The sequence below is a fragment of the Kitasatospora sp. NPDC038210 genome (assembly GCF_055600605.1).
Genome location: NZ_JBVJYK010000090.1, coordinates 1 through 1,285, shown reverse-complemented (window position 1 = coordinate 1,285; position 1,285 = coordinate 1). Strand labels below are relative to the sequence as shown.

The following is a 1,285-nucleotide window of genomic DNA, read 5'->3' as shown; positions in this document are numbered from 1 at the left end:
GAGGGGGGAAGCCGACACGGAGGAGGTGTCCGTGGTGGCTGCTCCTTGTTGTGGTCCCGGTGGGTGTTGCAACCCCGGTGAGTGTTGTGGTCCCTGTGGGTGTTGTGGCCGCGGTGAGTGCAGCACGGACGGGAGGGCCAGGCACAGGGCTGCTGCGGTGCAGGCCGCGGTCGCACCCAGGGCGTGCCGTCGGCGACGGCGCCGGTCGGCGCGTCGGCGGATCTCCGCAGCGGGCAGGGCCGGTGCGGGCATCTGCGTGCCGAGCAGCCGCAGCCGGTCGGCGAGGGTGTCGTGGACGGGGTCAGACACGGAGCTTTCCTTCCTCGTCGGCCGGGGTCCGGTCGGCGAGTCTGACCGCGAGCGCGGTCCGACCGCGGGCGAGGCGGCTCTTGACGGCGCTGACGCTGGCGCCGGTCTCGGCCGCGACCTGCTCGACGGAGAGGTCGCACATGTGGTGCAGGACCAGGGCGCCTCGCTGCGCCTCGGGCAGGTCGCGGAGCGCGGTGACCAGCATCAGGTGCTCCTCGGTGGGCGGCTCGACGGTGGGTGGTTCCTGGCGGTGGTGGCGTCCGGCCAACTGCAGGCCCCGGGCGAGACGCCGCCAGCGGGAGTGGGCCAGCCGCCGGGCCGTGGTCCGGATCCATGCCTCCGGGGCGTTGTCCGGGTCGAAGGTGCGCCTTCGGTCCCACGCGCGGATGAAGGCCTCCTGGACCACGTCCTGTGCTTCGGACCAGTTGCCGGTCAACGCGTAGAGCTGCCCGGTCAGGCGGGAGAAGGACGCCGCGTAGAACGCGTCGAACTCCTGTGGCGTCATCAAGGGCCTCTCTTCCGGGGCTGTCCGCCGGCTCGTGACACAGGCGGTGCGCGAGGAAGCACTCCTGGGCCGCGACGGCGGAGCCGTGCGTCCCGGGCGGAGCCTCCCGCCGTGTACGCACGAGCGCCGTCCCGGGGTTGCACCGGCGGTCCATGACCTGGATCACATGTGCGGGGTGCGACCTGCCGGGCGTCGGGAGGCGTACCGGGGTGCTGGCATCAACCGGACGCCCGCAGGAAAGGACACGGATCCATGCGCATCCGCCCGATCATGCTCATCGCCGCCACCGCCACCGCCGCAGCCATCGCGACCGCGGGGGGAATGGCCACTGCCGCAACCGGCACCACGCCGCCCACCCCCACGGCCCACGGCAAGCCCTCCGGTGCGCCCACCGCCACGGCCCACGGCGCCGGCGCGGCCGACGCCCCGGTGGTCTCCGGCAGCGGATCGTCCGCTACCCGTACGACTGCT

The 1,285-nt window shown here is 73.5% G+C and carries 2 protein-coding genes; one reads left to right on the top strand and one right to left on the bottom strand.

Annotated elements, in window-relative coordinates; all coding sequences use genetic code 11:
- Positions 1–301: 301 nt before the first annotated feature.
- The gene (locus ACZ7KX_RS42725) at positions 302–814 is read right to left on the bottom strand and encodes a SigE family RNA polymerase sigma factor (protein ID WP_470331348.1); all 513 of its coding nucleotides are present in this window, start codon (positions 812–814) and stop codon (positions 302–304) included.
- A gap of 252 nt (positions 815–1,066) precedes the next feature.
- Between ACZ7KX_RS42725 and ACZ7KX_RS42720 the strand changes: the two genes are divergently transcribed.
- Positions 1,067–1,285, top strand: a 219-nt coding sequence (locus tag ACZ7KX_RS42720) for a hypothetical protein (RefSeq protein ID WP_470331347.1), incomplete at its 3' end; no start/stop codon positions are given.